This is a genomic window from Pseudomonas sp. SF2 (assembly GCF_036858055.1).
Lineage (GTDB): Bacteria > Pseudomonadota > Gammaproteobacteria > Pseudomonadales > Pseudomonadaceae > Aquipseudomonas.
The window spans coordinates 14,315-37,923 of record NZ_JAMBDI010000014.1; the positions used below are offsets into that span (position 1 = coordinate 14,315).

Annotated in this window: 19 protein-coding genes; 6 read left to right on the forward strand and 13 right to left on the reverse strand. The window is 64.2% G+C overall.

The features are described 5' to 3' along the window. Window positions 1-6 precede the first annotated feature (6 nt). Window positions 7-600: an aminodeoxychorismate/anthranilate synthase component II gene (locus tag M2S36_RS09615; protein WP_063914594.1), complete on the reverse strand. Its 594-nt coding sequence runs from the start codon at window positions 598-600 to the stop codon at window positions 7-9. Window positions 601-971: 371 nt separating this feature from the next. Here M2S36_RS09615 and estP point away from each other — a divergent pair, with 371 nt between their 5' ends. Beyond that, window positions 972-2,852, forward strand: a complete 1,881-nt coding sequence (gene estP / locus M2S36_RS09620) for an esterase EstP (RefSeq protein WP_333957075.1) — start codon at window positions 972-974, stop codon at window positions 2,850-2,852. A gap of 113 nt (window positions 2,853-2,965) precedes the next feature. Here estP and trpE read toward each other — a convergent pair whose 3' ends face one another. The 9 genes from trpE to M2S36_RS09665 form a co-directional block, all read right to left on the reverse strand. Next, entirely contained in the window at window positions 2,966-4,447 is a 1,482-nt protein-coding gene (gene trpE / locus M2S36_RS09625; protein ID WP_333957076.1) for an anthranilate synthase component I, read from the reverse strand. Window positions 4,448-4,516: 69 nt separating this feature from the next. Continuing rightward, window positions 4,517-5,335: a phosphoglycolate phosphatase gene (locus M2S36_RS09630; protein ID WP_207834230.1), complete on the reverse strand. Its 819-nt coding sequence runs from the start codon at window positions 5,333-5,335 to the stop codon at window positions 4,517-4,519. Beyond that, the gene (rpe, locus tag M2S36_RS09635) at window positions 5,332-6,006 is read right to left on the reverse strand and encodes a ribulose-phosphate 3-epimerase (RefSeq protein WP_038408593.1); all 675 of its coding nucleotides are present in this window, start codon (window positions 6,004-6,006) and stop codon (window positions 5,332-5,334) included. The genes M2S36_RS09630 and rpe overlap by 4 nt, the downstream gene beginning before the upstream one ends. Before the next feature lie 173 nt (window positions 6,007-6,179). Then, on the reverse strand, window positions 6,180-7,007 hold the full coding sequence (locus M2S36_RS09640; protein ID WP_013970603.1) for an ABC transporter permease: 828 nt from the start codon (window positions 7,005-7,007) through the stop codon (window positions 6,180-6,182). A gap of 11 nt (window positions 7,008-7,018) precedes the next feature. Continuing rightward, entirely contained in the window at window positions 7,019-8,266 is a 1,248-nt protein-coding gene (locus M2S36_RS09645; protein ID WP_207834220.1) for an ABC transporter permease, read from the reverse strand. Between the two features lie 60 nt (window positions 8,267-8,326). Then, window positions 8,327-9,361, reverse strand: a complete 1,035-nt coding sequence (locus M2S36_RS09650; RefSeq protein ID WP_207834218.1) for an ABC transporter substrate-binding protein — start codon at window positions 9,359-9,361, stop codon at window positions 8,327-8,329. A 40-nt stretch (window positions 9,362-9,401) separates the two neighbouring features. Further along, window positions 9,402-10,526 carry an ABC transporter ATP-binding protein gene (locus M2S36_RS09655; protein ID WP_063914589.1) on the reverse strand — a complete coding sequence of 375 codons (1,125 nt, stop codon included), beginning with the start codon at window positions 10,524-10,526 and terminating at the stop codon, window positions 9,402-9,404. Between the two features lie 295 nt (window positions 10,527-10,821). Then, window positions 10,822-11,454, reverse strand: coding sequence for a response regulator (locus M2S36_RS09660; RefSeq protein ID WP_170929296.1), 633 nt, complete (start codon window positions 11,452-11,454; stop codon window positions 10,822-10,824). 7 nt (window positions 11,455-11,461) lie between these two features. Next, complete coding sequence (locus M2S36_RS09665; protein ID WP_333957077.1) at window positions 11,462-13,849, reverse strand: PAS domain-containing sensor histidine kinase; 2,388 nt, start codon at window positions 13,847-13,849, stop codon at window positions 11,462-11,464. Window positions 13,850-13,944: 95 nt separating this feature from the next. Between M2S36_RS09665 and M2S36_RS09670 the strand changes: the two genes are divergently transcribed. Then, complete coding sequence (locus M2S36_RS09670; protein WP_333957078.1) at window positions 13,945-14,937, forward strand: alpha/beta hydrolase family protein; 993 nt, start codon at window positions 13,945-13,947, stop codon at window positions 14,935-14,937. Between the two features lie 127 nt (window positions 14,938-15,064). On the opposite strand, the gene M2S36_RS09675 is transcribed toward M2S36_RS09670, so the two are convergent. From M2S36_RS09675 to M2S36_RS09685, 3 genes are read right to left on the reverse strand one after another with little or no spacing between them, the layout of a single operon-like run. Beyond that, entirely contained in the window at window positions 15,065-15,829 is a 765-nt protein-coding gene (locus M2S36_RS09675; RefSeq protein ID WP_207834212.1) for a TerB family tellurite resistance protein, read from the reverse strand. 1 nt (window position 15,830) lies between these two features. Further along, complete coding sequence (murU, locus tag M2S36_RS09680) at window positions 15,831-16,502, reverse strand: N-acetylmuramate alpha-1-phosphate uridylyltransferase MurU (RefSeq protein ID WP_207834203.1); 672 nt, start codon at window positions 16,500-16,502, stop codon at window positions 15,831-15,833. Beyond that, window positions 16,499-17,518: an aminoglycoside phosphotransferase family protein gene (locus M2S36_RS09685; RefSeq protein ID WP_333957079.1), complete on the reverse strand. Its 1,020-nt coding sequence runs from the start codon at window positions 17,516-17,518 to the stop codon at window positions 16,499-16,501. Before M2S36_RS09685 ends, murU begins: the two co-directional genes overlap by 4 nt. 130 nt (window positions 17,519-17,648) lie before the next feature. On the opposite strand from M2S36_RS09685, the gene M2S36_RS09690 reads away from it, so the two are divergent. Genes M2S36_RS09690 through rsmA form a run of 4 tightly spaced genes read left to right on the forward strand, consistent with a single transcriptional unit; the run spans window position 17,649 to window position 23,563 of the window. Continuing rightward, a complete protein-coding gene (locus M2S36_RS09690) occupies window positions 17,649-20,480 on the forward strand; it encodes an LPS-assembly protein LptD (protein ID WP_241106188.1) in 2,832 nt (943 codons plus the stop codon). After that, a complete protein-coding gene (locus M2S36_RS09695) occupies window positions 20,461-21,780 on the forward strand; it encodes a peptidylprolyl isomerase (RefSeq protein ID WP_207834189.1) in 1,320 nt (439 codons plus the stop codon). The genes M2S36_RS09690 and M2S36_RS09695 overlap by 20 nt, the downstream gene beginning before the upstream one ends. Further along, window positions 21,777-22,766, forward strand: a complete 990-nt coding sequence (gene pdxA / locus M2S36_RS09700) for a 4-hydroxythreonine-4-phosphate dehydrogenase PdxA (protein ID WP_063914581.1) — start codon at window positions 21,777-21,779, stop codon at window positions 22,764-22,766. The genes M2S36_RS09695 and pdxA overlap by 4 nt, the downstream gene beginning before the upstream one ends. Further along, window positions 22,763-23,563, forward strand: a complete 801-nt coding sequence (gene rsmA / locus M2S36_RS09705; RefSeq protein ID WP_196179102.1) for a 16S rRNA (adenine(1518)-N(6)/adenine(1519)-N(6))-dimethyltransferase RsmA — start codon at window positions 22,763-22,765, stop codon at window positions 23,561-23,563. The genes pdxA and rsmA overlap by 4 nt, the downstream gene beginning before the upstream one ends. Window positions 23,564-23,609: the final 46 nt, after the last annotated feature.

Below are 23,609 nucleotides of genomic sequence, written 5' to 3' on the forward strand. Positions count from 1 at the left end.
CGATCCTTAGCGGCGGCCGCCGGTCTGCTTGAGGAAGTTGGCGAACAGTTCGTGGCCCTGTTCGGTCAGGATCGACTCGGGGTGGAACTGCACCCCTTCGATATTCAGCGTTTTGTGACGCAGGCCCATGATCTCGTCGACCGAACCGTCAGCATGGGCGGTCCAGGCGGTCACTTCCAGGCACTCGGGCAAGGTTTCGCGCTTTACCACCAGCGAGTGGTAACGGGTCACGGTCAACGGGTTGTTGAGGGTGGCGAACACGCCCAGGTCGCGGTGGTGGACCGGGCTGGTCTTGCCGTGCATCACCTGGCGGGCACGCACTACGTCACCGCCAAAGGCCTGGCCGATGGACTGGTGGCCCAGGCACACGCCGAGGATTGGCAGCTTGCCGGCAAAATGCAGGATGGCCTCGATCGACACGCCCGCCTCGCTCGGCGTGCACGGGCCTGGAGATACGACGATGCGCTCGGGGTTGAGGGCTTCGATCTGGGCGATGGTCATTTCGTCATTGCGAATGACCTTGACCTCGGCACCCAGCTCGCCAAGGTACTGAACGACGTTGTAAGTGAATGAGTCGTAATTGTCGATCATCAGTAACATCGGGTTAAACCTCTTGAATCTACTGACTTCAGAATTCGAACCTTTCTGCACCCGCCAACAGGCGCGGCTTTGCCACAAGGGGCGGTAGACAGGAAGGCAAACGGGGGCGGGCCGGACGGGCCGGCAGGAGATAAAGTCAGGCGCGCCAACGCCAACGGGCGTGGGCCTTGATTACGCGCATCAAGAGTTTGCTGACGATCAACACAGGATAGGTCTCGCTCATACGTCACGGCACAGTAGCCTACCGGGGCGGCGGGCGCAATATGCCCGTAAACACGGGGAAACGAATGGACTTAGGAGGGATGCACTGCGATTTGCTAAGGTCGATCGGGTTGTCCTTCATAAAAAAACAAAGAAAAGGATATTCCCAGATGCGAAAAGCACCGTTATTGCGCTTTACCCTCGCCTCCTTGGGCTTAGCCTGCAGCCAAGCCTTCGCCGCCCCCTCTCCCTACTCCAGCATGATCGTGTTTGGCGACAGCCTCAGCGACGCGGGACAGTTTGGCGGCGTGCGCTTTACCAACCGCGATGCCGATGGCAATTATGCGCCGGTGTCGCCGATGATCCTTGGTGGGAAGCTCGGGGTAGACCCGACAGCGCTGAGCCCTTCCACGTCCCCCATCAACCCGGCACTGGGGATTCCCGACGGCAACAACTGGGCCGTTGGCGGCTATACCACCCAGCAGATCCTGGATTCGATCACCACTACGTCCAAGACGGTCATCCCACCCGGGCGCCCCGGCGCCGGGCAGGTACTGCGAGAAAAACCGGGCTACCTGGCCAACGGCCTGCGCGCCGACCCCAACGCGTTGTACTACCTGACCGGTGGCGGCAACGACTTCCTGCAAGGCCTGGTCAGCAGCCCGGCAGATGCCGTGGCCGCTGGCGCCCGCCTGGCCGCCAGCGCCCAGGCCCTGCAGCAAGGCGGTGCCCGCTATATCATGGTCTGGCTGCTGCCCGATCTCGGCCAGACGCCGAACTTCAGCGGTACGCCGCAGCAGAACCCGCTGTCGCTGCTGTCCGGTGCCTTCAACCAGTCACTGCTCGGCCAACTGCGGCAGATCGATGCCGAGATCATTCCACTGAACATCCCCATGCTGCTGAGCGAAGCGCTGGCCAGTCCCGAGCAGTTCGGCCTGGCCAGTGGCCAGAACCTGGTCGGCACCTGCTACAGCGGCGAAGGCTGCGTGGAAAACCCGGTGTATGGCATCAACGGCACCACGCCGGACCCGACCAAGCTGCTGTTCAACGACTCGGTGCACCCGACCATTGCCGGCCAGCAACTGATTGCCGACTACGGCTACTCGATCCTTTCCGCCCCGTGGGAACTGACCCTGTTGCCAGAGATGGCCCACGCCAGCTTGCGCGCCCACCAGGACGAATTACGCAACCAATGGCAGACACCCTGGCAGGCAGTTGGCCAGTGGCAGTCCTTCGTCGCCAGCGGCGCCCAAGACCTGGACTTCGACGGCCAGCGCAGCGCAGCCAGCGGCGATGGCCGCGGCTACAACCTTACCCTGGGCGGCAGCTACCGCCTGAACGATGCCTGGCGCCTGGGCCTGGCCGGCGGCGTGTACCGGCAGAAGCTGGAAGCCGGCGCAGAGGACTCGAACTACAAGCTGGACAGCTATCTGGCCAGCGCCTTCGCCCAGTACCGCGAGGACCATTGGTGGGCCGATGCAGCGCTCACCGCCGGGCACCTGGACTACAGCGACCTCAAGCGCACCTTCGCCCTTGGCGTGAACAACCGCAGCGAAAAGGGCGACACCAATGGCGAGGCCTGGGCGATGTCGGCTCGGCTGGGCTACAACCTGGCGGCCGAGGGCAGCAGCTGGCAGCTGGCGCCGTTCATCGGCGCCGACTATGCGCGGGTGAAGGTGGATGGCTATGACGAGAAGAGCGGGCGCTCGACGGCACTGGGCTTCGATGACCAGGAACGTACATCACGCCGTTTGGGCGTGGGGTTGCTGGGCAGTGTGCAGGTGCTGCCGAGTACCCGGCTGTTCGCCGAGGTGGCGCAGGAGCATGAGTTCGAGGATGACCAGCAGGATGTGACGATGCACCTGACCAGCCTGCCGGCGAACGACTTCACCCTGACCGGGTATACGCCGCACAGCGACCTGACCCGGGCGAGCCTGGGGGTGAGCCATGAAGTGGTGGCGGGGGTGCATTTGCGCGGGTCCTACAACTGGCGCAAGAGTGATGAGTTGACGCAGCAGGGGGTAAGTTTGGGTGTCAGCGTCGACTTCTGAATTGATGGGGCCGCTTTGCGGCCCTTCGCGGGCTCGCCCGCTCCCACAGGTATTGCACAGGCCTTGTGGGAGCGGGCGTGCCCGCGAAGGGCTGCAAAGCAGCCCCAATCAATTTATTTGGCGGAAGTCTGCTCGGCCAGCGCGACCGCACGGAACATCGCCCGGCGCTTGTTGATGGTTTCTTCCCACTCCAGCGCCGGCACCGAGTCGGCAACGATGCCGCCACCAGCCTGCACATGCAGCTCACCGTCTTTGATCACGGCAGTACGGATGGCAATCGCGGTATCCATGTTGCCGTTCCACGCGAAGTAACCGACCGCCCCACCGTAAACCCCACGCTTGACCGGCTCCAGTTCGTCGATGATCTCCATCGCACGAATCTTCGGCGCCCCCGAAAGCGTACCGGCCGGCAGGATTGCCCGCAGCGCGTCCATTGCCGTCAGCCCTTCACGCAGCTGGCCAGTGACGTTCGACACGATGTGCATCACGTTGGAGTAACGCTCGATCACCATCTTCTCGGTCAGGCGCACGCTGCCGGTCGAGGACACACGGCCCACGTCGTTACGGCCCAGGTCGATCAGCATCAGGTGCTCGGCAATTTCCTTGTCGTCCGACAGCAGGTCGTCTTCCAGCGCGCGATCGGCCTCTTCGGTAGCACCACGCGGGCGGGTACCGGCAATCGGGCGCACGGTGACCAGGTTGTCCTCGACGCGCACCAGCACCTCGGGCGAGCTGCCGACCACATGGAAGTCGCCAAAGTTGAAGAAGTACATGTAAGGCGTCGGGTTGAAGCAGCGCAGCGCACGGTACAGGTCGATAGGCGCGGCCTTGAAGTCGATCGACATGCGCTGCGACGGCACCACCTGCATGCAGTCACCGGCCAGGATGTATTCCTTGATACGGCCGACGGCGTTCTCGTAATCCTCACGGGTGTAGCTGGAGCGGAATTCCGGTTCGGCAGCCTGCGGGCCACTCAGGTCCAGACCACGGCGTGGGGTGATCGGCTGACGCAGGGTTTCCAGCAAGCCTTGCAGGCGTGCCTGACCCTGTTCGAATGCCTGCTCTTGAGCCGGGTCGACCAGCACGATCGCGTGCATCTTGCCCGCCAGGTTATCGAACACCACCACCGCATCGGACACCATCAGCAGGATATCCGGCACGCCCAGCGGGTCCGGGTTGGGGCTGGCGCCCAGGCGCTTTTCCACATAGCGCACGCAGTCGTAGCCGAAGTAGCCGACCAGGCCGCCGTTGAAGCGCGGCAGGCCGGGGATATCAGCAACCTTGTAACGGTCCTTGAAGGTTTCGACGAAGGCCAGCGGGTCTTCGACCCCAAAGCTTTCCACCTCCACGCCATCCTGCAGGATGCTGACATGGTAACCGTGCACACGCAGCACGGTGCGCGACGGCAGGCCGATCATCGAATAACGGCCCCATTTCTCGCCGCCCTGCACCGATTCGAGCAGGTACGAGTTGGGCTGGTCGGCCAGTTTCAGGTAGATCGACAGCGGCGTGTCGAAGTCGGCCAGGGTTTCGCAGGCCAGGGGAATGCGGTTGTAGCCGGCAGCGGCCAGGCGCAGGAATTCTTCGCGGGTCATGGGTAGCCTCGTGGCAAGCAGCAATAGGTCAGGCAAACGGACGGGCCGGCACGCGCCGGCAGGCTAAAGTCAGGCGCGCCAACGCCAACGGGCCAGGGCCTTGATGACTTTCATCCAGAATTTGCCAGTAACCGCCACGGTGGACTCTCTGTCTTGTGAGGCTTGAAGGTCCGCCAACGTTATCCCAGTGGCCGGGTCTGCGCAACCGGGCAGCAATGCGCGCAGGTCGTCGATCACCAGGCTGGGGGATTCGTCGTGGATCGGCCGCCCGTGGTTGTAGCCGTAGGTCAGGCCCACGCACTGCACGCCAGCCGCCTTGGCCGCCAGCACGTCACTGCGCGAATCGCCGACGAACAGCGACTGTTGCGGGGTAACGCCGGCCATCTGCATGACGAACAGCAGCGCCGCCGGGTCGGGTTTTTTCTGTGGCAGGGTGTCGCCGCCGATGATCCAGCGGAAGTAGTTGCCGATCTTCATCTGGTCCAGCAACGGGCCGACGAAGCGCTCGGGCTTGTTGGTGATCAGCGCCATCTCCACGCCCTGCTTGCGCAGCCAGCGCAGGGTGTCCTGCACACCGGGGTAGACCACTGTCAGTTCGTGGCTCTCGGCATAGGCGTCCATGAACAGCGCCAGCGCCTGGTCGGCCAGCGCATCGTCCACGGCGGCGTGGTCGATGCCACCGGCCAGCGCCCGACGCACCAGCACCTGGGCGCCGTTGCCCACCCAGTGGCGCACCGCCTCCAGGCCGGCGGGCGGGCGCCCCAGTTCGAGCAGCATGCGGTCCACGGCGGCGGCCAGGTCTGGCACGGAATCGATCAGGGTACCGTCCAGATCGAACATCACCAGCCTGGGCAGCGTCCCCGGGAACAGCTGCTCGAAGCCGCTCATGGGCGGGCCTGAGCCAGTTCGGCGCGCATCCTGGCGATGACTTCCTGGTAGTCCGGGGCGTTGAAGATCGCCGAGCCGGCCACGAAGGTGTCGGCGCCAGCGGCAGCGATCTCGCGGATGTTGTTGACGTTGACGCCACCGTCGATTTCCAGGCGGATATCACGGCCACTGGCATCGATCAGCGCACGCGCCTCGCGCAGCTTGTCGAGGGTACCAGGGATGAACTTCTGCCCGCCGAAACCTGGGTTGACGCTCATCAGCAGCACCATGTCGACCTTGTCCATCACGTACTTCAGGGCATCCAGGCTGGTGGCCGGGTTGAACACCAGGCCGGCCTTGCAGCCACCGTCCTTGATCAGCTGCAGCGAACGGTCGATGTGCTGCGAGGCTTCCGGGTGGAAGGTGATGTAGGTAGCGCCAGCTTCGATGAAGTCACCAATGATGCGGTCGACCGGGCTGACCATCAGGTGCACGTCGATGGGAGCGGTGACGCCGTACTTGCGCAGGGCGGTGCAGACCATCGGGCCGATGGTCAGGTTGGGGACGTAGTGGTTGTCCATGACATCGAAGTGGACGATGTCGGCACCCGCGGCCAATACCTTGTCGACATCCTCGCCCAGGCGGGCGAAATCGGCGGAGAGAATGGAGGGGGCAATAGCGTAGGGCTGCATGGCGCACCTGTTGGCAGAATCACGGTGGCGCGCATTGTAACCCAGGGAAGCGGATGAAGGCTGATTAGCATCAACCTGTACTGGCCTCTTCGCGGCTAAAGCCGCTCCCACAGGTGCACAAACCCTGTGGGAGCGGCTTTAGCCGCGAAGAGGCCAGCACAGGCAACATACCTTCAACCAGGCTGCTGGGTTCTCAACTTCTCGCTACGCCCGCGCAACCACTCCAGGGTCAGCAGCAACACCACCGAGAAGGCAATCAGCAAGGTCGCCGCCGCGGCAATGGTCGGGCTCAGGTTTTCGCGAATACCACTGAACATCTGCCGCGGCAGGGTCGCCTGCTCCGGCCCGGCCAGGAACAGGGTCACCACTACTTCGTCAAACGACGTGGCAAAGGCGAACAACGCCCCCGAAATCACCCCGGGCGCGATCAACGGCAGGGTCACCCGGCGGAACGTGAGCAGTGGCGAGGCGCCCAGGCTGGCCGCAGCGCGCACCAGGTTATAGTTGAAGCCCTGCAAGGTCGCCGACACGGTAATGATGACGAACGGCACGCCCAGTACAGCATGCACCAGGATCAGCGAGGTGAAGCTGTTGCCCATGCCCAGCGGGGCGAAGAACAGGTAGCTGGCCACACCGATGATCACCACCGGCACCACCATCGGCGAAATCACCAGCGCCATCACCAGCGACTTGCCAGGGAAGTCGCCACGGGTCAGGCCGATGGCTGCCAGGGTGCCGAACACCATGGCCAGCACCGTGGCCGCCGGGGCGACGATGATGCTGTTCTTCAAGGCCCGCATCCATTCGGCCGAGCCGAAGAAGTCCTGGTACCACTGCAGCGAGAAGCCCTGCAGCGGGTAGACCAGGAAACTGCCACTGTTGAACGACAGCGGCACGATCACCAGAACCGGCAGAATGAGGAACAGCAGGATCAGGCCGCAAAGAATGCGCAGGCTGTAGAACCACACCCGCTCCACGGGCGACATGTAAGGGCTCAGCATGACAAGGCTCCTCAGCTCAGGCGCAGGCGGCTGGCGCCGACCAGCCAGCTATAGATCAGGTACAACAGCACGGTCGCCAGCAGCAACAGCCCGCCCAGCGCGGTGGCCATGCCCCAGTTGATGCTGGTGTTGGTATAGAAGGCCACGAAGTAGCTGACCATCTGGTCGTTCGGGCTGCCCAGCAGTGCCGGGGTGATGTAGTAGCCGATGGCCAGGATGAACACCAGCAGGCAACCGGCGCCAACGCCGGCGTAGGTCTGCGGGAAGTAGACCCGCCAGAAGCTGGCGAACGGGTGGCAGCCCAGCGAGATCGCCGCACGCATGTAGCTGGGTGAAATGCCCTTCATCACGCTGTACAGCGGCAGGATCATGAACGGCAGCAGGATGTGCACCATCGAGATGTACACGCCGGTACGGTTGAACACCAGTTCCAGCGGCTGGTCGATGATGCCCATGGCCATCAGCGCGCTGTTGATCAGGCCACCCGACTGCAGCAGCACGATCCACGCCGCCACCCGCACCAGGATCGAGGTCCAGAATGGCAGCAGCACCAGGATCATCAGCAGGTTGCTCTGCCGGGTCGGCAGGTTGGCCAGCAGGTAGGCCAGCGGGTAGGCCAGCACCAGGCAGATGGCGGTAATCACCACACCCATCCACAGGGTGCGGGCGAAGATGTCCAGGTAGATGGCCTGGTCCGGGGTGGCCTTGGCCAGTTCGCCAAGGTCATCGATACGGTGGTCGAGCGAAGCCAGCAGGTAGAACGGGGTGACCGTGCTGGTGTTGCGGCGGATCGCCTGCCAGTAGGCCGGGTCGCCCCAACGCTCGTCGAGGGCCTGCAAGGCATCTTTATAGGAAGCGGGTTCGCTCTTGAACGGCAGCGCCCGCGCGGTCTTGGCCAACAGGCTGCGGTAGCCGGCCAGCTCCATGTTCAGGCGCTTGGACAGGTCGCCCAGGGTCTGGTTCTTGCGCGATTCGGCCAGGTCCTGGCTCAACGCCTTGTACACGTCCTCGCCCGGCAGGCTCTTGCCATCCCACTGGGTGATGACGCCCACGGTGCGCGGCAGGCCGCCAACCACTTCCGGGTTGCCGACGCTCTTGTACAGCAGCGCCGCGATCGGCACCAGGAACACCAGCAGGAGAAACAGCGCCAGCGGCGCGATCAACGCCTGCGCCTTCCAGCGGTTGACCCGCTCGGCGTGCTTGAGGCGCTGCTTGAGACTTGGACCTGCGCCTTCTTTGAGGGGCACTGCAATGGCCATGGCGAACTCCGCGATACAGGCTGAAATGGGGGCTGCAATGCAGCCCCACACACTGGTCGTTTACTTCTTCGCCGCCCAGGCGTTGAAGCGTTGCTCCAGCTGCTCGCTGTTGTCAGCCCAGAAGGCCACATCGATCTGCACCTGGTTGGCGATGTTTTCAGGCGTGGTCGGCATGTCCTTCTTCACCGCGTCCGACAGCAGGCTCACGGCCTTGGAATTGGCCGGGCCGTAGGCGATGTTCTCGGAGTAGGTCTTCTGCTGCTCGGGCTGCACGCTGAAGGCGATGAATTTCTTCGCTTCGTCGGCATCCTTGGCACCTTTCGGGATGGCCCAGGCGTCGAAGTCGTAGATGCCGCCGTTCCACACCACCTTCAGGTTGCTCTCTTTCTGCACGGCAGCGATGCGGCCGTTGTAGGCCGAGCTCATGACCACGTCACCCGAGGCCAGGTACTGCGGCGGCTGGGCGCCGGCTTCCCACCACTGGATGCTGGGCTTGAGTTCGTCGAGTTTCTTGAAGGCGCGGTCCACGCCCTCTTTGGTGCCCAGCACCTGGTACACGTCCTTCGGCGCCACACCGTCGGCCATCAGGGCGAATTCCAGGGTGTACTTGGCGCCCTTGCGCAGGCCGCGCTTGCCGGGGAATTTCTTGGTGTCCCAGAAATCGGCCCAGCTGGTCGGTGCGGTCTTCAGCTTGTCGGCGTTGTAGGCCAGCACCGTGGACCATACGAAGAAGCCCACACCGCAAGGCTGGATGGCGCCCGGCACGTAGTCACCCTCGTTGCCGAACAGCGCCGGGTCGAGCTCTTCGAACATGCCCTCGTCACAACCGCGGGCCAGCTCCGGTGACTCCACTTCCACAAGGTTCCACGACACGCTCTTGGTGTCGACCATGGCTTTGACCTTGGCCATTTCGCCGTTGTACTCGCCAGCGACGATCTTGCCCTTGCCGGCCTTCTCCCAGGGCTCGTAGAACGCCTTGACCTGGGCCGCCTTGTTGGCACCGCCGAACGAGACCACAGTGAGGTCTGCGGCCATGGCCTGGCCAGCGGCGAACAGCCCCAGGGCCAGGGCGGTCAGTTTCAACTGCTTGCGCATTATTATTCTCTCCACAGTACAGGGTTGGTGAAGCAATCCATCAATGGGCTTCGGCAATCGGATCGAGCGCGCGGGCGTGCTCCACCTCCCAGCCCAGCGGTACCACATCGCCCACGGCCAGGGCCGGGTCGAGCTCGGCAATCGGCTGCTTCACGAAGAAGTCGCCCTTGCCGCAAACCTCCAGGCGCACCCGCACGTGGTCGCCCAGGTAAATGAATTCGGCCACCCGGCCCGAGAAACGGTTCACGCAGCTTTCGCTGTGGCCGTTCAGGCGCACGCGCTCCGGACGAATCGACAGGGTCACCGGCTCGCCGGCCTGGCCGACATTCACCGCCAGCGCCTCGACCCGCTCGCCACGCGGCAACTGCACCTGGCAGCGCTTGCCATCGCTGCCCAGCAGGGTGCCGTTGATGCGGTTGTTCTCGCCGATGAAGTTGGCGACGAAGGTGTTGCAGGGCTCTTCGTACAGCGTGCGCGGGTCGGCGATCTGCTGGATCTCGCCCTGGTGGAACACCGCCACGCGGTCGGACATGGTCAGCGCCTCGCCCTGGTCGTGGGTCACGTACACCACGGTCACGCCCAGGCGCTGGTGGATGTGCTTGATCTCCATCTGCATGTGTTCACGCAGCTGCTTGTCGAGGGCGCCCAGCGGTTCGTCCATCAGCACCAGCTGCGGCTCGAACACCAGTGCCCGGGCCAGGGCCACACGCTGCTGCTGGCCGCCGGACAACTGGCCGGGGTAGCGCTTGGCGAAGGCGTCGAGCTGGACCATGTTCAGTACCCGCTTGACCCGCTCGCTGATGTCGGTCTTGCTCAGGTTGCGCACGGTCAGCGGGAAGGCCAGGTTCTCGGCCACGGTCATGTGCGGGAACAGCGCGTAGTTCTGGAACACCATGCCGATGTCGCGCTTGTGCGGCGGCACGTTGTTGATCGAGCGCCCGGCCAGCTGGATCTCACCGGCGGTGGGGGTTTCGAAGCCGGCCAGCATCATCAGGCTGGTGGTCTTGCCCGACCCGGACGGGCCAAGCAGGGTAAGGAACTCGCCCTTGCGAATATCCAGGTTGAGGTCTTTGACGATCAGCGACTCGCCGTCGTAGCTCTTCTGCACACCACGGAAGCTGACCAGCGTTTCGCTGGTTGCAGCGTTCGACTTCGCCTCGCTCATGCCTGCACCTTCTTGTTGGATGACTGCGTAGGCAAAGACTAGACAAGCGGCAAGCGCCGGAAAATCGGGGGTGCTGAGAGAATGCCATCATCCGGATGGAAGATTTTTTGTAGGGATTCCCCTACAAAGATGGCGGTTTTGGAATGCTCCCCTCAGCCCTCCGGCGCCCGCTGTGGGAGCGGGTTCACCCGCGAAGAGGCCGGCCCAGGCACCGCAGATGGCAGGTCAGGCCCTTTCGCGGGTAAACCCGCTCCCACAGGGACTCGCTACAGACTGCAGGAAGTGCATGTCGCAATCAGACCAGCTTGTGCTCCATGGCGTACTTCACCAGCTCCGCCAGCGAGTTCACTTTCAGCTTCTGCATCAGGCGCGCCTTGTGGGTGCTGATGGTTTTGCTCGACAGTGCCAGCTGCTGGGCGATGTCGTTGACGTTGGCGCCCTGGGCCAGGCGCTCGAACACCGAAAACTCCCGCTCCGACAGCAGCGTGTGCAACGGCCGCGACTCGGTCAGGCCCACTTCGAAGACCATGCGGTCGGCCAACGCCGGGTCGATATAGCGCCCGCCAGCGGCAACCCGGCGAATCGCGGTCAGCAACAGCGCCGGGTCGCTGTCCTTGGTGGCATAGCCCGCCGCCCCGGCCTTCAGCGCCCGCGCCGCCATCTGCGCTTCATCGTGCATCGACAGCATCAGGATCGCCGGGGCGTCGTGCAACGCGCGGATACGCGGGATTGCCTCCAGGCCATTCACGCCCGGCATCGAGATATCCAGCAACACCACTTCGCACGGTGTGTGGCGCAGGGTTTCCAGCAACTGCTCGCCATTACCGGCCTCCCCCGCCACCTGCATGTCCTTGGCCAGGCCAATCAACTGCTTGATGCCCTCACGGACAATGGTGTGGTCTTCGGCCACCAGCACTCGAATCACGATCGCTCTCCTACTCCAAGGGTATGGCCACGCTCAGGCTGGTGCCTTCGCCCGGTTCACTGTCCAGCACCATGCTGCCGCCCAGCATCAGCACCCGCTCACGCACCCCCACCAGGCCAAACGAGGTGGGCCGGGGCTGGTCGCGGCAAAAGCCCTGGCCGTCATCGCTGACGGTCATGCGCAATTGCCCGTGCTCACGCACCAGTTCGATCTCCACGCTGTGCGCCTGGGCGTGGCGCATCACGTTGGTCAGCGCCTCCTGGAGGATACGGAACAGCCCGATGGCCTTGGCATCGCTCAATGCTGGCAGATTATCCGGTACTTGTACCAGGCAGGGGATTTGCGTGCGTGCTTCAAAGCGCCGCGCCTGCCATTCGATGGCCGAGGCGATGCCGGCATCGAGAATCGGCGGGCGCAAGGCGGTGGCCACATCGCGCACCAGCTGGAACAGTTGGGCGATCAGGCGCTTCATGCTGGCCAGGCGCTCGTTCAGGCCCGGGTCCAGTTCGGCAAAGGCCAGCTCGCACATCGACACCTCCAGCTTGAGCACAGTCAGCATCTGCCCCAGTTCATCGTGCACTTCCCGGGCGATGCGGGCCTTTTCTTCCTCGCGCACGCTTTCCAGGTGGGCCGACAGTTCGCGCAGCTGCTCCTGGGACCTGGCCAGCGCCAGCTCGGCCCGCTTGCCTTGGGTGATGTCCCACACCACGCCGTCCCACACCACCTGGCCGTTGCCCAGGCGCCGGGTACTGGCCTTGATGTCGGCCCAGCGCTGTTCACCCTGGCGGGTGAGGATACGCCCCTGCCAGGACCAGTCCTGGTCGCTGGCCAGGGCCAGGTCCTGCACCCGGTGGTAATCGGCGCGGTCCTCGGGATGCACCAGGTTGCGCAGGCCCATCTGCGGGTGCTGGATCTCGCTGGGCGCATAACCCACCAGGGCCTCGCTGCCCTCGCTGATGTAGGGGAACTCCAGGTCGCCCTCGGCCGGGTCGCGCTCAAGGCGAAACACCAGCCCCGGCACGTTGCCGGCAATGCCCTTGAGCCGCGCCTCGCTTTCGCGCAGGGCCGCCAGGGCGCGGTGGCGCTCGGTGACATCGGCGAGGTAGACCACCAGGTACTCGGAATCACGAAAGCGCAGAAAACTCAGCGACAGCTCGACCGGCAGCAGGCTCTGATCAGCCCGACGGCACTGCGTCTCGAACTGGCCGACACCGCCCGACCCGGTGCGCGCGCCCTTCCACAGCTCCAGCCAGCGGTCCATGCTCAAGCTGGGTTCAAAGTCGCTCAGCGGCCGCTCCAGCAGCGCGCCTTCACCGTAGCCCAGCATGCGCTCGGCGGCATGGTTGGCGTACCGTACGTGGCTGTCCCAGTTGACCCAGAGGATGCCCACCGTGCTCTGGTCGATGGCGAACTGGCTCAGACGCAACGCTTCTTCACGCACTTGCCGCTCCACCAGGCTTTCTCGCGTGGCCAGCAGGCTGCGCTCCAGTTGGCGCTGCTGCCGACGCTGCCACACCAGGGTGGCCAGCGCGCACAACAGCAGCAGGCCGGACAGCAAGGCCAGGTTCTGCCAGAAACCAGTCGACTCACTCAGACGTGGGTACTTTGGCTGCAGCCAACGCTGGTGCAGTTGTTCCAGCTCCTTGGCCGGCAGCGCCTGCAGCCCACGCTCGAGCACATCGGCCAGCAGCGGCCAGTCGCTCCGCGAACCGATGCGCAACAGTTGCGGCAGGCCGATATCGCCGACCACCGCCAGCTCGCCGAACTCGCTTTCGCGCGACAGGCGGCTGAGCTGGGCTTCATCCAGCACGGCGAAACTGGCCTGGCCGCCTACCACCAATTGCAGGGCCTCGCGCTCGCTGGGCACCCCTTGCAGGTTGAGGTTGCTGTAGTTGCCGCGCAGGTAGTCCGCCAGTTGGCTGGGCATGCGCACAGCAACCCGCTGCTCGGCCCCGAGCGTTTCCAGTTCCACGGCCATGGTCCCGGTGCGCGGCCCCACCACCAGTTGCGGCACGCGCATGTAAGGGTCGCTGAACAACCACAGGCGCAGGCTGGCGGGGGTCTGGGTAAGGCCTGGGGCAAAGTCGATTTCGCCTGCCTGCAGGGCATGCTCAAGGCTGGCCTGGTCGGTGAAGTTGCGCCAGGTCAGGTCCAGGCGCAGCACCTGCGCCAGGCTGCTCACCAATTCCACGTTGGCCCCGTACAGTTGCTGCAGGCGCCGGTCGAACTGAGCGTAGGGCGCCTGCAACACCAGGCCGACGCGCAGGCTGCGGTGCGTATCCAGCCATTGCTGCTGGGCCGGTTCCAGGGAAACCGTGGGCACCGTCTCGGGCCTGGCCAATGCAATCAAGGGCAGCCACAAGCAGCCGATAACCAACAGGCGACGCACTCGCTTCATCTATACGCTCGTCTTGGCAAAGGCGGCCATGCAGCATGGCCGTCACGGGCAAATACTATTAGGCTGCCGGTATCATTCTGGCCCCGGGTTGACTCATGTCCACACTTTATCGCACGACGCTGGCAATGTGCTGCCTGGCCTCGATCCTTCCTCTCGGCGCCCTTGCCGCCGATGCCGAAAAACCATCCACCACCACCGAGGCACCCGCGGCCCAAGCCCAGCGCCCGCCGCTGCTGGAACGCAGCCAGGAGGATGCCCAGGCGCTCGAACGGCTGGTGCCCAAGGCCGAGCAGCAGACCCTGCAGGCCGGTGCCGACAGCTTCCTGGCCCTGTGGAAACAGGCCAACGACAGCGACCCGCAAGGGGCGGTCATCATCGTCCCCGGTGCCGGCGAAACGGCCGACTGGCCAAATGCAGTCGGCCCATTGCGGCAGAAATTCCCCGATATCGGCTGGCACAGCCTGAGCATCAGCCTGCCCGACCTGCTCGCCGACAGCCCGCAGGCGCGGGTCGAAGCCAGGCCGGCTGCCGATCCGGAGCAAGACAAGGGCGAAAGCGCGCCGGCCAAGGACGTGCCGGCCGATGCCAATGCCAACGTTGCCCAGGCCACGGCGGCCGATGCCGACACCGCAGAAAGCACTGACGCCAAACAGGCCAGCGAGCAAACCGACCCGGCCGATGCCGAGCGCGTTTTCGCCCGCCTGGATGCCGCGGTGGCCTTTGCCCAGCAACACAATGCCCGCAGCATCGTGCTGATCGGCCATGGCAGCGGCGCGTACTGGGCGGCCCGTTACCTGAGCGAGAAACAGCCGCCGCAGGTGCAGAAACTGGTAATGGTCGCCGCGCAGACACCGGCGCGGGTGGAGCATGACCTGACAAGCCTGGCCCCGACCTTGAGAGTGCCGACTGCCGACATCTACTACGCCACCCGCAGCGGTGACCGCAATGCGGCCGCGCAGCGCCTGCAGGCCAGCAAGCGGCAGAAGGACAGCCAGTACCGGCAGTTGTCGCTGATTGGCATGCCGGGGAACAAGGCGGCCGAGCAGGAACAACTGTTCCGCCGGGTGCGGGGGTGGATGAGCCTGTAGGGTTGATCTGAAATCGCCGGGGGCGCTTTTTTATGCTTGTCGTGGGTTGTGTGGCGCCAGTGAGATCGAGCGCCGCCCGCGCGGCGCTCGACTTACGCATCACCTCAAAACTCAAGCCAGGTACCCTTTAAAGGCCCCGCCGCTTGCGGATCATGGCATAGGCCTGATGCAACTCCCGGGTCCGCTCGGTCGCTTCCCGCACCTGTGCCTCACTGGCGCCAGTGCCCGCCAGCTTGTCCGGATGGTGCCGGCTGACCAGCCGACGATACGCCTGCTTGATCTTGTCGCCATCGGTGTCCGCCTCGACTGCCAGCAAGCGCAACGCCGCCGCATAGGTCATGGCCACCCCTTCTGGCCCCGCCTTGCGCGGCTCGTACTCCAGCGACATGGCCTGCACCTGCCGTCGGCTCAGGCCCAGCTTCTGCCCCCAGTCCAGCAAAAGCTCACGCTCCTTGTTGCCCATCTTGCCGTCGGCCCAGACCATGCGCCAGCAGGCACGCAGGGTGCCCTCGGCCGCATGTGGCTGCTGGCGAATGCGCCGCAGGTGCCCGCCCAGCCGGTCCTTGCCCGCCTTGCCACGGTTGAACGCGGCAATCGCGCGCAGCCGGGCCGCTTCGGCCAGGTCCAGGCGCACCATTTCCTGACGCGCCTGCTGGATATGCTGCTCACCCACCCGGCCATCGCACTTGGCCAGGCGCCCGAGCATCACGAACAGCAACTCGTCATCCTGCAAGGCCGGCCGCCCGCCCAGGCGTTCGCGCATGTCCTCCCAGCCTTGCAAACGCAGGCGGCGGTCAATGGCCTGCCCGAGCAAAGCGCCGAGCAGGGCGCCGGGGATGCTGGCAACGGCAAAGCCGGCACCGGCAGCAATCACCGTGCTTGGCCACCACATGTCAGGCGCGCTCGCCGATCAGGCGCTCGGCCTCGGCCAGGCGTTCTAGCGTACCGACATCCACCCAGTGCCCGCGGTAGTGCTCACCACTGACCTGGCCCGCCGCCATGGCCTGGCGCAGCAACGGCGCCAGCTTGAAGGCACCGGGCTGACAGCCTTCGAACAGTGCCGGGTGCAGTACCGAAAGGCCGCTGAAAGTCAGCGTGCCGGGCGCATCGTCACCATCGACCACCCGCTCGCCCACCAGGCGGAAGTCGCCGCGGCCGTGATGGCCAGGGTTATCGACCAGCACCAGGTGAGCCAGGCCTTGCAGGGGGGCCTGCAGGCGCGCGAAGTCGTAGTCGGTCCAGACATCGCCGTTCACCAGCAGGAACGGCGTATCCCCTAGCAATGGCAGGGCCTTGAAGATGCCGCCGCCGGTTTCCAGCGGCTCGCCTTCGGGCGAATAGCGAATGCTCAGGCCGAAACGGCTGCCGTCGCCCAGGTGGTCCTCGATCTGCTGGCCGAGCCAGGCATGGTTGATCACCACCTCGGTGACGCCCGCCGCAGCCAGGGCCCGCAGGTGGTACTCGATCAGTGGCTGGCCGGCGACCGGGACCAGCGGTTTGGGGGTGTGCAGGGTCAGCGGGCGCATGCGCTCGCCTTTACCCGCTGCCAGGATCATTGCCTTCATGCACGCGCTCCGGCCTGCAACTCGGCAATCAGCTCACCCAGCTCCGCCAATTCGGGCCGGCGGCTGATCACTTCTTCTATATAGGCGAAGAAGCGCGGCACGTCGCCCAGGTAACGGGGTTTGCCGTCACGGTGGCAGATACGGGCGAAGATGCCGATCACCTTCAGGTGGCGCTGCACCCCCATCAGGTCGCTGGCACGCTGGAACGCTTCGAACTCGGCCTGCACCGGAATGCCGGCGGCCTGCGCCTTCTGCCAGTAGTCGCGCAGCCAGCCTTCGACCCGCGCCTGCGGCCAGCTGAGGAAGGCGTCCTTGAACAGGCAGGTGATGTCGTAGGTGACCGGGCCGTACACCGCATCCTGGAAGTCCAGCACGCCGGGGTTGGGCGTGCTCTGCATCAGGTTGCGCGGCATGTAGTCGCGGTGCACCAGCACCTTGGGCTGGGCCAGGGCGCTGTCGATCAGCATCTGGCTGATACGCTGCCAGGTGGCTTTCTGGGCTTCGCTGAGGGTAACGCCAAGTTCACGCCCCACGTACCACTCGGGGAACAGTTCGACTTCACGGCGCAGCAGCGCATCGTCGTAGCTGGGCAGCGGCGCGTCCATCGGCAGGCGCTGGAACGCCAGCAGCGCGTCGATGGCATCGGCGAACAGGCCGTCGGCGTTGTCGGCATCAATGATGTCGAGGTATGTCTGGTGGCCCAGGTCACCCAGCAGCAGGAAGCCGCGCTCCAGGTCCTGGGCGTGGATCAGCGGTACATGCACGTCGGCGCTGGCCAGCAGGTGGTCGATGGCGACGAACGGTCGGCAGTTTTCCTGCGGCGGAGGCGCATCCATGATCACGAAGCTGTGGCCGGCGCCCTGCCAGCGGAAATAACGGCGGAAGCTGGCGTCGCTGCTGGCCGCGGTCAGGCTGCCTGCGGGCACATCGCCCCAGGCGTTTTTCCGGAAAAGATCATTGAGCTGCTCATCGAGCCAGACCGTCAGTTGTTGCAGGCGTACATCGTGTTCAGGCATTACAAGGGTCTCCGACGGCCCTAGCCGTCAAGCGGGTCATGCTTTATTATCCAGCATCTTTTTCAGACCATCGAGAGGCGTGCGGCCCCACACGCGGGCAGATGGCACGCAGGAAGCCCGGACTAATAAGATGGCATTGAAATCCCCCGCGTTTCGTAGAAAGTTTCCGTTGCTGGTAACCGGCGGTCTGCTGGCCCTGCAACCTCTGGCCACGTCTTACGTGGTGGCAGCCGAACAGTTCGACTGCCAAGTGTCCGCCTCCGGTGGTTGGGACTGCAAGCCCAAGACCCCAGTCAACAACCTGCCGCCGCGCCCGGTGCACGAGGGTGCTGCCGTCAGCACCGGCACCGAAGCCGCGAGCGAAGGCGAAACGGCGGACCGGCCGGTGCTGGTCACCGAAGCCAAGGGCCGCGCCCTGAAGTCGCGCAGCGAAGACTACAGCCACCTGGACTGGGTTCCGCGTGAAAAGCTCACCGCCGCGCAACTGGCCGAAACCGGCCCGTACTGCGGTGGCGCGTACATCGAGCCAACCCGTCCAGGCATGGCCGACACCACGCCGAAGGACGAGTCGCCGACCTACATCAACGCCAAGGTGTCCAAGTACCAGCAAGAGCAGCAGATCGCTACCCTCGCCGGTGACGTGGTGATGCGCCAGGGCAGCATGCAGGCCGAAGCCGACGAGGCCAACCTCTACCAGACCGAAAACCGTGGCGAGCTCAAGGGCAACGTCAAGATCCGTGACAACGGTTCGCTGGTAGTCGGTGACGAGGCACAGATCCAGCTCGACACGGGCGAAGCCCAGGTCGACAACGCCGAATACGTGATGCACAAGTCGCACATCCGCGGCAGTGCCCTGTACGCCAAGCGTGGCGAAAACGCCATCATCCGTCTCAAGGACGGTACGTACACCACCTGCGAACCGGGCAGCAACGCCTGGCAGCTGAAGGGCAACAACATCACCCTGAACCCGGCCACCGGTTTCGGTACCGCGACCAACGTTACGCTGCGGGTCAAGGATTTCCCGGTGTTCTACACACCGTACATCTACTTCCCGATCGACGACCGTCGCCAGTCCGGTTTCCTGCCGCCATCGTTCAGCAGCACCAGCGACACCGGCTTCATGCTGGTCACGCCGTACTACTTCAACCTGGCGCCGAACTACGACGCCACGTTGTACCCGCGTTACATGACCAAGCGCGGCCTGCTGATGGAAGGCGAGTTCCGCTACCTGACGCCTTCCAGCGAAGGCCAGTTCGGTGGCGCGTACCTCAACGACAAGAACGACGACCGCAAAGACCAGACTGACTACAAAGAGCAGCGCTGGATGGTCAACTGGCAGCACAAGGGCGGGCTGGACGAGCGCCTGATGGCCGAGGTGGACTACACCGACATCAGCGACCCGTTCTACTTCCAGGACCTGGAATCCGACCAGATCGGTGTTGAAACCCAGGACTTGCTGAACCAGCAGGGTGCACTGACCTACCGTGGTGACAACTACACCGCGCGGTTGAATGTGCACGCCTACGAGATGGCGACCATCTCGAAGATCACGCCGTATGATCGCCTGCCGCAGATTACCTTCAACGGTAAGCTGCCGTATGAGCCGGGCGGGCTGAACCTTAGCTATGAAACTGAAGCCGTTCGCTTTGATCGTGACCTGAAAAACGACCTGGTCTTCAACGAAGACGGCCTGCCAGACACAACTGCAGGCGTCGTCAGGGACCCAGTCACAGGAGCAGTGCTTGGCGGTCGCCGACTGGATCAGAACGTTTCCGGCATCGCTCGCGCCAACGGCAACCGTTTCAACGTTGCACCATCTATCAGCCTGCCGATGGAATCCAGCTACGGCTTCCTGACACCCAAGCTGAAGTATGCGTATACCCACTACGATCTGGATCTGGACAGCCAGGGTAAAACCCAGGCTATCGCACAGTCGGCCAACCCTGCGTACGGCAGCTATAACAGTTCGCTGAACCGCGACATTCCGATCTTCAGCGTGGACAGCGGGCTCTACTTCGACCGTAATACGTCGTTGTTCGGCACCAATTACAAGCAGACCCTCGAACCGCGCATGTACTACCTCTACGTACCGTACGAGGACCAGAAAGACATTCCGCTGTTCGACTCGGGTGAAACCCTGTTCAGCTATGACTCGCTGTTCCGCGACAACCGCTTCAGCGGGACCGACCGCATCGGTGACGAGAACAAGCTGTCGCTGGGCGTGACCACCCGCTGGATCGAAGAAAACGGTTTCGAACGCCAGAACTTCAGCATCGGTCAGGCCTTCTATTTCAAGGACCGCAAAGTTCAGCTCCCTGGTATCGATTATCGTACCCGCAGCGACTCGCAGTCCGATGTGTCGCCATACGCTTTGGTCTACAACTACTACTTCAACCGCGACTGGCGCTTCAATTCGGACTTCAACTGGGACCCGGACAGCCGCAGCACCCGCTCGGGCAGCGCGATGTTCCACTACCAGCCTGAAGACAACCCGAACAAAGTGGTCAACCTCGGTTATCGCTACCGTAACGACACCATCTCCTACGACTCCACGACCGGTACCTGGAAAGTGGGCGGTGGTGACTACGGCGTCCCAGGCAGCGAGAACTACATCAAGGACTACTACAAGATCCAGCAGCATGACTTCTCGGTCATCTGGCCGATCGTCCCGCAGTGGAGCGTCATCGCTCGCTGGCAGCATGACTACAACCGCAACCGCACCCTGGAAGCCATGGGTGGTTTCGAGTACGACAACTGCTGCTGGAAGCTGCGCCTGATCAACCGCTACTGGATCGATTACGACGACTTCAGCCAAGCCCTCCCGGCAAACGAAAAGGGCGACCACGGCATCTTCCTTCAGATCGTCCTGAAAGGCCTCGGTGGTGTAGTCGGCAACAAGGTCGAATCTTTCCTCGACCAAGGCATTCAAGGTTACCGTGAACGTGAAGACCAAGCTTATTGATCGACTGCGCCCAGCGTTGCTGGGCGTTGCATTGCTGAGTGGCGCGGTGCATGCCGCGGTACAACCTCTTGATCGCGTGGTGGCCATCGTCGACAACGACGTGGTCATGCAAAGCCAGCTGGACCAGCGTGTCCGCGAGGTCCAGCAAACCATCGCCAAGCGCGGCGGCGGCATGCCGCCTGCCGGCGCGCTGGACCAGCAGGTACTGGAGCGCCTGATCGTCGAGAACCTGCAGCTGCAGATCGGCGAGCGCTCCGGCATCCGCATCACCGACGAGGAACTGAACCAGGCCATGGGCACCATTGCCCAGCGCAACGGCATGTCGCTGGAGCAGTTCCACGCCGCCCTGGCCCGTGACGGCATGTCATTCGACGACGCCCGCGAACAGGTCAAGCGCGAGATGATCATCAGCCGTGTACGCCAGCGCCGCGTGGCCGAGCGTATCCAGGTGTCCGAGCAGGAAGTGAAGAACTTCCTCAACTCCGACCTTGGCAAGATGCAGATGTCGGAAGAGTACCGCCTGGCCAACATCCTGATCCCGACCCCGGAAGCAGCCAACTCGGAGGCCATCCAGGCCGCCGCGCGCCAGGTTGGCGATGTGTACCAGCAGCTCAAGCAGGGCGCGGACTTCGGCCAGATGGCCATTGCCCGCTCCGCCAGCGAGAACGCCCTGGAAGGCGGCGAGATGGGCTGGCGTAAAGCCGGCCAGCTGCCGCCAGACTTCGCCAAGATGCTCAGCAGCATGGCGGTGGGCGACATCACCCAGCCCATTCGCATCCCCAACGGCTTCATCATCCTCAAGCTCGAGGAGAAGCGCGGTGGCAGCGAGAACGTGCTGCGTGACGAAGTGCATGTGCGCCACATCCTGATCAAGCCAAGCGAAATCCGCAGCGATGCGGCCACCGAGCAACTGGCCGAGCGCCTGTACGATCGCATCAAGAACGGCGAAGACTTCGGCGAACTGGCGAAGAGCTTCTCGGAAGACCCGGGTTCGGCGCTCAACGGCGGCGACCTCAACTGGGTTGACCCGAACAGCCTGGTACCGGAGTTCCGCGAGCAGATGGCCAACGCCGCCCAGGGCGAAGTCACCCGTCCGTTCAAGACCCAGTACGGCTGGCATGTCCTGGAAGTGCTCGGCCGCCGCGCTACCGACAGCACCGAGCAGGCTCGGGAACAGCAGGCCATGAACGTTCTGCGCAACCGCAAGTACGACGAAGAGCTGCAGACCTGGCTGCGCCAGATCCGCGACGAGGCCTACGTTGAAATCAAGCTGCCTGGCGCTGACCAGGCCACCCAGTGAAGCCCCTGCGCTTCGCCGTCACCCCCGGCGAGCCGGCCGGCATAGGCCCCGACCTGTGCCTGCTGCTCGCCGCAGACGCCCAGCCCCACCCCCTGATCGCCATCACCAGCCGTGACCTGCTCGCCGAGCGGGCCACGCAGCTGGGGCTGGCCGTCAACCTGCTGCCGGTAGCACCGGGCCAATGGCCCGAGCAGCCGGCGCCAGCGGGTAGCCTGTACGTCTGGGATACCCCCCTGGCAGCCCCGGTAGTGCCGGGCCAGCTCGACAAGGCCAATGCGGCGTTCGTGCTGGATACCCTGACCCGAGCCGGGCAAGGCTGCCTGGACGGGCATTTCGCCGGGATGATCACCGCCCCTGTGCACAAGGGCGTGATCAACGAAAGCGGTATCGCCTTCTCCGGGCATACCGAATTCCTCGCCGAACTCACCCACACCGCGCAAGTGGTGATGATGCTGGCTACCCGGGGCCTGCGCGTGGCCCTGGTGACCACGCACCTGCCGCTGCGCGACATTGCCGACGCCATCACTGCCGAGCGCGTCGAGCGTGTAACCCGTATCCTGCATGCCGACATGCGCGACAAGTTCGGCATTGCCAACCCGCGCATCCTGGTGTGCGGCCTCAACCCGCACGCGGGTGAGGGCGGCCACCTGGGCCGCGAGGAAATCGACATCATCGAGCCGACCCTGGCCCGCCTGCGCACCGAAGGCATGGACCTGCGCGGGCCGCTGCCGGCCGATACCCTGTTTACCCCCAAATATCTGGAGCACTGCGATGCAGTGCTGGCGATGTACCACGACCAGGGCCTGCCCGTACTCAAGTACAAAGGCTTCGGTGCTGCGGTCAACGTGACCCTGGGCCTGCCGATCATCCGCACGTCGGTCGACCACGGCACCGCCCTGGACCTGGCCGGCACTGGCAAGGTCGACACCGGCAGCCTGCGCGTCGCGCTGGAAACCGCCTACCAGATGGCCGAGAACCGACCATGAACGAGCAATACCAACACCGGGCGCGCAAGCGCTTCGGCCAGAACTTCCTGCATGACGCCGGCATCATCGACCGCATCCTGCGTGCCATCAACGCCAAGGCTGGCGAACATCTGCTGGAAATCGGCCCGGGCCAGGGCGCCCTGACCGAAGGCCTGCTGGGTAGCGGCGCACAGCTGGACGTGGTGGAACTGGACAAGGACCTGGTGCCGATCCTGCAGCACAAGTTCGCCGGCCGCAGCAATTTCCGCCTGCACCAGGGCGACGCCCTGAAGTTCGACTTCAACCAGCTGGGCGTGCCAGCGCGCAGCCTCAAGGTAGTGGGCAACCTGCCCTACAACATCTCCACCCCACTGATCTTCCACCTGCTCAGCCATGCCGGGCTGATCCGCGACATGCATTTCATGCTGCAGAAGGAAGTGGTCGAGCGCATGGCCGCCGGCCCCGGCGGTGGTGACTGGGGGCGTTTGTCGATCATGGTGCAGTACCACTGCCGGGTCGAACATCTGTTCAACGTTGGCCCTGGCGCCTTCAACCCACCACCGAAAGTGGACTCGGCCATCGTCCGCCTGGTGCCGCACGAAGTGCTGCCGTACCCGGCCAAGGATGCAAAGCTGCTGGAGCAGGTGGTACGCGAAGCCTTCAACCAGCGCCGCAAGACCCTGCGCAACACCATGAAAGGCCTGCTCGACAGCGCGGCCATCGAAGCGGCTGGCGTGGACGGCAGCCTGCGCCCCGAACAGCTGGACCTGGCCGCCTTCGTGCGCCTGGCTGACCAGTTGGCCGATCAGCAAGCCTGATATCGCCTGTATCGGCCCTTTCGCGGGTAAACCCGCTCCCACAGGA